Origin of the sequence: Pseudomonas sp. IT-P4 (genome assembly GCF_949767755.1) — a bacterium.
GTDB lineage: Bacteria > Pseudomonadota > Gammaproteobacteria > Pseudomonadales > Pseudomonadaceae > Aquipseudomonas > Aquipseudomonas monachiensis.
The window spans coordinates 26,000-34,305 of sequence record NZ_CATKPX010000042.1 but is presented as its reverse complement, the minus strand read 5'-3'; the positions used below and the strand labels follow the sequence as shown (position 1 = coordinate 34,305).

Sequence of the window (8,306 nt, the reverse complement as noted above, 5' to 3'; positions counted from 1 at the left end):
GAACCTTTTTTTTGCCGGAGGGCTCAACCAAATCCGGACGTTATTGTACGCTTAACGCCCTTCAAACATTCCTTGCCTGTATTTTCCAAGTTGAATTACAACCGCCACATGCCTGACGCGTGGAGAATTCAGGGTTGATTATTTCGAGAGGATATTACTCGCATGATATACGAATTATCTCGGAAGCATAATTATCGCGATATTTTATATGCAGCAACACACCAAAAAAAATTGCACCAACACCAGAGGCGACAAGTACGCCGGCGATTGAAAGAAGTGTTGAAAGCCAGGCACCAAAAATCGGCCCAGCAATCATAAATATCAACATCAAACTACGAGCGGTTGCGGACACCGTACCTAAATTAGATAAAGGGCAGTACTTTTGAAGGGTTATACCAAACCCTAAAGAAGTCAGCCCATATGCATAACCAGCAATAAAAAAAACCAGTATCAACATTACAAGCGCCGCCAAACCACCCGACTTAGTTATTAACCCTGCCAGGGTTACCATTACACCAAATAAAAGCAGGGAAAGTGTCGAACAGAAAAAAATTCTTTGCGGATAAACCAATTTAAAGGTTAGACCCGCAACAATTCCACCTAGCGCGGTGGAGCTAACAATCACTCCAAACGCGTAGGCTTCCAGCCCAATGTTTTTGATATGTAGACTCAGTAGCGAATCATAACATCCAAGTACGGCAGATTGAACTAAAGCACAGGTAAAAAACAGCTGCGTTGACGGACCAGTACTTAACAATTTTTTTAGAGCTTTTAAACTCCCAAAGGATCGCAGCTCCGATTCGTGTATATTTTTCTGCCGATTATTCAAAGAAAGCAAAATCACACAGAGTATCCCTAAGAGGGAAAATAACGCGGAAATCAAAAAACCATACGCCTTGTCAGAAGTACTAGCAATAACACCCGCAGCTAAAGGTGAGCAGACTTTAATAAACTGATCCATTACTGTGACCAGTGAAATATTACTGACCAGGTCTTTATTCGCTAGCAGTTTTCTCGTCAAAATTATTTCTGCTGCACCAGACCCGAGGTTCGATATCCCCTTAAGGGAGACCAATATTAAGAAAATAGTTTCTGAGCCCGCACCAAATAAAAGGCCGGCAACGATAAACCTGAAGGCGAAGCTTATTAGTAAAAATTTTATAGGACTAGTATGATCTGCTAGCGTCCCAATTAATGGCCCTAAGAACAGTGCTGGCAGCCCATACAATGCGGCGGCGTACCCCAAAGTTTTTGGAGATGCATCATATACAAATGTAAGTACTGTAAAAATTAAAATGAAGTCTATCCAAAGTGTCACAGAACTACTAAATCGCACCCCACACAAGTAACCATATCCGCTCACCTTGGGGAGACTCACTGCTCTACCCCTTTGGCTTGGTACATTACATCACCCACAACGAATCTGGATATATTATTGGCATTGCAAAACAACTCAAGATCAGAAAAAGTATTTATAAATCCTTTCCCCTTGAAGTTTAATGAGGTGTTACAGAGAACACTGACTCCCGACTGCTTCTTGAACTCAAGTAATAGCTTATACATTGCAGCGTTATCTTGAGGACTGATAGTCTGAACTCTTGCCGTCCCATCAACATGAGTAATTGCTTTGAGTCGCTCGTCAATTACATGATAAAAAGACAACATAAATTTACTTTGAGTACAGTTCTCGAAGTAAAGCTTGGCATCCTCCTCTATACAGATTGGGGCTACTGGACGATAGTGCTCTCTATTCTTTATGAAGTTTAGCCTTTCAGTGGTATCCACAGAAAATGGCGCTGCGATAATTGACCGATTACCTAGGGCCCTAGGTCCTATTTCACAATTCCCCTGAACCCAACAAACGATCTCTCCCGCAAGAAGCGCTTCGCATACGTGCTCAAGCACCAGTGGACTTGACAAGAACGAGGACTTCTCGACCTGGTCGAAAAGAAAAGGCTGCCCTGAATACACAGACCATTCAAGTTTGGTTTTGCCAGTCAATAAATTTTGCGCAATAGCGGACGCTCCGATGCCGACACCCGTATCGTTTGTGCAGGGAGGAATAAAAATACCCTCGAACAATCCGGAGTTTTCAAATTTCTTATTCCATTCACAATTCAAACCACAACCGCCTGCTATTAAAAGCGGAAGCCTTTCGGCAATATTTGCGCTGATAAAATCATAGAACTTGCTAAAAATCTCATCTGATAGCTTCTTTGCCAAACTGCAAAATTTCGCTGTGTTTACGCCTATATTGTAATACCCACTATCCTTTAGATCTAGTTTATTGAGGGTGTCGATTGCCGACTCGCAGTTTATTATGTAATCAATAACATTTGACTCGAACGCATCTGGCTCTCCGTTTTCCCCAAATGCAGCCAACGCCATCATTTTTCCCGCGTCACCAAGCCTGCAATAACCTTTTTTTAGATTAAAAGTTGGGTCAGCAAGGCCATAGGCGAATGCATAGCGAAGACCAGGCCCCTGCATAACACTGCCTATAGTTTGAATCGTCATATCTGAATTTATTTTATAAAAATTTCCTATAAAACCCTCCCACAGTAATACATAGCAAGCCTTTTTATCCGCATAAGGGGAAAGTGCATAAGAAGAAACTATGTGGGATATTTCATGACTGCAGTTTATCCACGCTATATTTTTTTTACCAAAATTGCGGGTAATCTTTTCGACATTAAGACCAAGATACCCACCTTCAGCTGGAGGATTTCTAGGGTCCATACCTTCAGCCCATCCGCTTACAGCAATTGCGTCGAGATCTTCAATGTTTTGAATAGTGTGGAATATTGCCGAACTAAGAGAAAGGGGAGCGTATCTATTACCGCTACTTTTTTCCGACTCATAACTGTAAACCAACTCTCCATTTTCAATTAGACATACATGGCCGTCATGACCTGTATTAATTCCTAGTATTTTCATCGTTACTTCCTTTTAGGCTTAAGCCAAAACAGGTACATTTCGCTGAAAAAATTGTGATTTAACGCTTCGAACGATTCCCAAGCATCAAAAAAAATATCCATGTCCGCTTGTTCATTGAATCGTCTAAATGCAGGAGAATTTTTTTGACCTCCATTTTCAAAACCGGCAAACTCACACTCTAAATCTTGTATAAGAGATTGAATATTACGAATTGTGAACGTTTTTTCCAGAGGATTGAAAAGTAAATCCATGCACCCACTTCTGCTGAAGAAATCTCGCGAGTTAACTATTTCATTTATTCTTTTGTGTTTGTAATTTTGAATTGCCAGTTTTCGTATTCTTTCTAAACTTCCTGGCACGTAGAGAATTTCGCTTTCAGACGCAAGGCTAGCCAAGTCTACTATTGGAGTTCGGGCGCATTTACTATACAGCCCTATTTTAGCAACACCACCATCTTCGAGGGCAGAAAGAATCGCTTGGCATCCCTTCATGGGATCTTGTAAGTGATGCAAAACCCCAATGCACTCAATAAGGCTGAACCCCATATTTAGAGAGAGAGTATTATTTAAGTCACCATGAATTAACTCTAGATTCCGTATTTTGTATTCATCTCTCTTTTTTGTGGCGTACTCCAAACTAGCTTGACTAACATCTAGACCTATTACTCTTGCACGCGGGTAAGTCAAGGCAAGCTGAATTGCATGCCGACCTGTACCGCACCCTGCAACCAATATATTATTGCCTGGAGGTAATTGCTTTAAATTTAACGCTTTAAAAAGCTGCTCAAGCGTCGATTCAGAATGCTTTGGCCTGGATGACCAAAGCGGGTATGGATTTGACTCATAAAAACTCTGGATAAGTTTTTTGCTTTTCAAGAGGCCGGACAATGTAGTTTCTTTCTTTTTGCTTCTGCGCACCAGACCATCAATACAACATGATTTTTTTGCACCTGAACTCTGGTATGACTCAAGTATTAATTGCGCATCAATTTGAATCATTGATGACCAATTTGAAATTTTTTCCTTTAACACATCAACCTTTAATAACTCTTCTTCATCAACATGATATATGAAGTTATTTAGCTTGCATTGCTTTCTCAAGGCAGCAAGAAAAAAACGGTGTGTTTTATTGTAGTTATTACCAAGCATAGACCCAACAAGTTCCGCTCTGATTTTTGTAATTGCTTCCTCTATAACGTAGTTCGAAACCAGATTGCTGCTCAGAAGCTTTAGCGTAATCGGCTCTGACTCGATAATATCCAGCGCAAGTGCGGCGTAGTCTTTTCCTGTATATTTCGTCTTTTCAAGCTTCAATGCTAACTGCGAAAAATACACTTGAGCGAAGGCATCCTTATCTAGTCCTTCAGTATTAAAAAGTGATGTCAGACTAGCGAATATTCCGACATCAAAAGAAGTGAAGTTAATTGCCTGAAGCAAATCAAGATAGCTAAAGGCAATCGTGCTTTCTGTAAAACCTTCTAATTCTGAGGCTAATTGGTAGGTCCAGAGCGCCGCATTGACTTTCCCGCTTTTTTCTTGGACTAATGCTAAGTTTTGGTGAAATTTAAGTTTTTCAAATACTGTATTTTCCGGAAGATTACAAGCGAGCTTATAAAGGCACTCCGCTTTACTTACCTCCCCTAACTCTTCGGATAAAGCCGCAAAATTATTCAACGCCTTTGCATTACTTGAGTTAATTTTTATACTTAACTCGTATAACCTCACTGCTTCATTGAGATTATTATTTTTAAAGCTGGAATCAGCATTTTTTCTGATTTTTTCGGAGTATTCTATTTTTTTCAACATATCATTGTGCATGTGAGCACCCAGGGAAAGTTTTTGCTCCATTTCTATGTTGCCTTTAAGAGCTTTACGACTCCTGGGCTAATAGGGTCTTGTAGGCCATGCCCTCCTGCTACCACAAACAACGAATGCTCTTTGAAGCCATCAATTTTGATAAGTTTATTTAGCAGATCATCTATAAAATATCCGGTTAACCAAGTGTTAAGCTTATGAGCTGTTGCTACGAGGTTGAACGTCTGCGACAAGTGTCCAACATCCATTAAAGCCGAGCGATAGGCACGTGAGTGCGGGTATTTCCACCAGAGCTTATCAAAACGCGAACTCATCACTATCAGGAAACCTGCATCCACTGCAAAACTTTGATGGCATAAAATTTGTGACAAGTCGGCATTTATCCCACTATCCAACTTTGTTAACACGTGTTCGTGGGACCTATAGTGATAGACGCCTCGTTCTAGATTACTAATATTCAAAGCGACCAGGTAGGCTTCGGTTGCTTGCAAACACCCTGCACTCGGTGAAGATCTACGAAAACCAACGGTCAAAATACCTCGCTCTGCAAGATTTTCTTTATGCGAGTCACCATGAATTTTTCCAAAAGTAGAAAACAATATGTTAGATACAACTTCCAGCGGAACTGCCCCTCCATTGAAATTTCGACTAGTAACCCTATCCCATAGCGCTTTTTTCAAGCTATAAGTGTCAATTGTGTCACCGTCCCAAGGGGGAAGCTTTACTACCTGCCCCTCTCGTTCAATATTTAGCTCCGGAGTGCTTTCGGCGATACTTTCGCAGAAACTTACATAGCCTGCCTCTTTATTCTCTTCTGCGCATTCCAACTCACCTGGAAAGTTGTGCTTACTTCCAAGATGAAATATTTTTGAAATAGGGTCCCACCCCCAAGGGCCATTTGATTGTTGTATTTGTTGATGCTGCTCAGCTTTTTCGCCAATAAGTAATATTCCCGCCTCAATCAGTATTCCATCCTCGGGCTTTGAGGTATACGGCATGCCAACTGACTCATTTAACTCGAAAATTCTGTCAAGATAGCGCCGATCAAATATTTCGTATTGTTCACCTGTTTCCAAATTCCACAGCCCAAAGACCCCCTCACTCAAAGTAATCGTAAGATTCTCATTAACTTTAAACTCACTCATCATCACGTACTCCGCGAAAATGTGTCGAGAGAGCGTGGCAGCCCCCTCGACATTGACCGATATTAATTGGCCAGTTTTGCCTCTAATTTTGTAGGCATAATTAGAATGTTGTAAGCATTATTGGAAAGAGCAGTTAGTCGAGTTTGCAGATTTGCTTTGCGCATAATAAGAACCTCTTAGTTTATTTTGGTCGAAGTCACTTGACTTCATTTGCGAAGCTAATCGCCTTAAAACTAATCGTCAACCTCTCGAATCGTAGGAAAAATCATGTTTAATTTCATGAACAGCCTTACATCACTTTCCTACTTTCGGTTATTTTCTTAAGATAATCAGATTATTGCAGACATACATATCAACCCCACTCGCCCCGATGCATTCTTAGAAAGTCTTTATCGGTAGCATTTAGTTACGTAATGCCACTTTTTTGGTGTTTGTGTACACATCCGTTTCTTCGATAACGGCCACCTATGGTTCCGCTCTTAGCGGGTCACTTGGAAAAGCGGAACGCCGCCCGGCCCCAAGTAACCAAGGGTTCTTGCCCCTGACATTCGGCCTCACGAGGGGGCGTACACCGCAACAGCGTCCGAGGCGGCCCACCGGCCGGCCTGGTTGTTGGGTGGTATTCGCCTTGCTGAAAGGGCAAAGCGAATATCAGCCAAAAGCCAGTTGAGGACTTTCCCTCAACCATAGAATCTCCCACAGGGTCCGGGTATGCCTGCGAAAGATTGGTCGGCTGCTAGGCCGCCATCGCAGGCAAGCCAGCTCCCACAGGGATTGGGGACATCTGCAAAAACCAGGTCGGCTGGCAGGCCGCCATCGTCGGAACGCCGCCCGGACCAAGCTCGCTCCCACAGAAGAGCAAAAGCAGAGCAGCTCACACCGCGCCGCTTCTCACCACTCATCAGGCCGAGCGTTAGCTCGCCTGCAGCTCTTGATCTTGATCCACCCGCCCCCTCGGCAGGCTGAGCGGAGGCGTTCATCCGGGGGTGGGCGCGCAGCGCCGTTCGGCGCAGCCGAACACATCGAGAGGAGGTCGAGCTAAGCCGACCGGAGGCGATGCCCCCCGGATGAATGCCGGAGCGAAGGAACCCCGAGCCTTAGCGAGGGGCCGTACGTTCGGGGCGAGCGTTTTTTTGCTTACTTTTTTTAGGCGCTTGTAAAAAAAGTAAGTCGCCGTAAGGGCGAAACCGCCAGCCGCCGCTACCCAAGAAACGGATATGTACCCCTCCCAAAGAACCACCACCCCCAAAGCGATACAAAAAACAAATACGACACGTCATTTTGTGTTTGATATTAAATTCTGTATCGCTTATAAAGTTCCCCATGCCCCAGAACAGATTCAAGGCGGGAACTCAAAAATGTACGCACAGCTCGTAGAAACCGGCGTCAAGCGCATCAAGGACCTCTCGGAGATGTCCGAACAGGAACGCGCCTTCCAGGAAAAAATCGATTCAGAAATCAAGATCGAAGCCAAGAACTGGATGCCAGATGCCTATCGCCAGACCCTGATCCGGCAGATCTCCCAGCACGCCCACTCCGAAATCGTCGGCATGCTGCCCGAAGGCAACTGGGTCACCCGCGCGCCGTCGCTCAAACGCAAACTGCAACTGATGGCCAAGATCCAGGACGAAGCCGGCCACGGCCTGTACCTGTACAGCGCCATGGAAACCCTGGGCGCCGACCGCGATGAAGAAGTCGCCAAGCTGCACAGCGGCAAGGCCAAGTACTCGAGCATCTTCAATTACCCGACGCTGAACTGGGCCGACATGGGCGCGGTGGGCTGGCTGGTGGATGGCGCGGCGATCGTCAACCAGGTGGTGCTGCAGCGCACCTCCTACGGCCCGTACTCCCGGGCGATGATCCGCATCTGCAAGGAAGAGAGCTTCCACCAGCGCCAAGGCTACGAAATCCTCCTGACCATGATGCGCCACGGCAACCAGGCGCAAAAAGACATGGTCCAGGACGCGATCAACCGCCTGTGGTGGCCGTCGCTGATGATGTTTGGCCCGAGCGACGAACACTCGCCGAACAGCGCCCAGTCCATGGCCTGGAAAATCAAGCGCCAGAGCAACGACGAACTGCGCCAGCGCTTCATCGACCAGACCATCCCGCAACTGGAGCTGCTGGGCTGCACCTGCCCCGACCCGGACCTGAAATGGAACGCCGAACGCGGTCATTACGACTTCGGCGAAATCCAGTGGAACGAATTCTACGAAGTGCTCAAGGGCAACGGCCCGTGCAACCAGGAACGCGTCGCCACCCGCCGCAAGGCGATTGAAGACGGTGCCTGGGTCCGTGAAGCCGCCGTCGCCCACGCCCGCAAAAAACAAAACAAGAACGCCGCATAAGGCAATCCGCCCCCCTGTAGGAGCTGCCGAAGGCTGCGATCTTTTGATCTTGATCTTCAGCG

The 8,306-nt window shown here is 45.3% G+C and carries 5 protein-coding genes; 1 reads left to right on the top strand and 4 read right to left on the bottom strand.

Going from position 1 to position 8,306, the window contains the following annotated elements:
* Window positions 1–154 precede the first annotated feature (154 nt).
* From ACM6IT_RS17635 to ACM6IT_RS17620, 4 genes are read right to left on the bottom strand one after another with little or no spacing between them, the layout of a single operon-like run.
* A complete protein-coding gene (locus ACM6IT_RS17635) occupies window positions 155–1,378 on the bottom strand; it encodes an MFS transporter (protein ID WP_414918424.1) in 1,224 nt (407 codons plus the stop codon).
* Window positions 1,375–2,937 (bottom strand): carbamoyltransferase C-terminal domain-containing protein, encoded by a 1,563-nt coding sequence (locus ACM6IT_RS17630; protein ID WP_414918423.1) that lies wholly within the window; start codon window positions 2,935–2,937, stop codon window positions 1,375–1,377. The genes ACM6IT_RS17635 and ACM6IT_RS17630 overlap by 4 nt, the downstream gene beginning before the upstream one ends.
* Before the next feature lie 2 nt (window positions 2,938–2,939).
* Window positions 2,940–4,784, bottom strand: coding sequence for a methyltransferase domain-containing protein (locus tag ACM6IT_RS17625; protein WP_414918422.1), 1,845 nt, complete (start codon window positions 4,782–4,784; stop codon window positions 2,940–2,942).
* Between the two features lie 2 nt (window positions 4,785–4,786).
* Complete coding sequence (locus ACM6IT_RS17620; RefSeq protein ID WP_414918421.1) at window positions 4,787–5,896, bottom strand: SagB/ThcOx family dehydrogenase; 1,110 nt, start codon at window positions 5,894–5,896, stop codon at window positions 4,787–4,789.
* A 1,358-nt stretch (window positions 5,897–7,254) separates the two neighbouring features.
* Between ACM6IT_RS17620 and paaA the strand changes: the two genes are divergently transcribed.
* On the top strand, window positions 7,255–8,244 hold the full coding sequence (paaA, locus tag ACM6IT_RS17615) for a 1,2-phenylacetyl-CoA epoxidase subunit PaaA (RefSeq protein ID WP_414912799.1): 990 nt from the start codon (window positions 7,255–7,257) through the stop codon (window positions 8,242–8,244).
* Window positions 8,245–8,306: the final 62 nt, after the last annotated feature.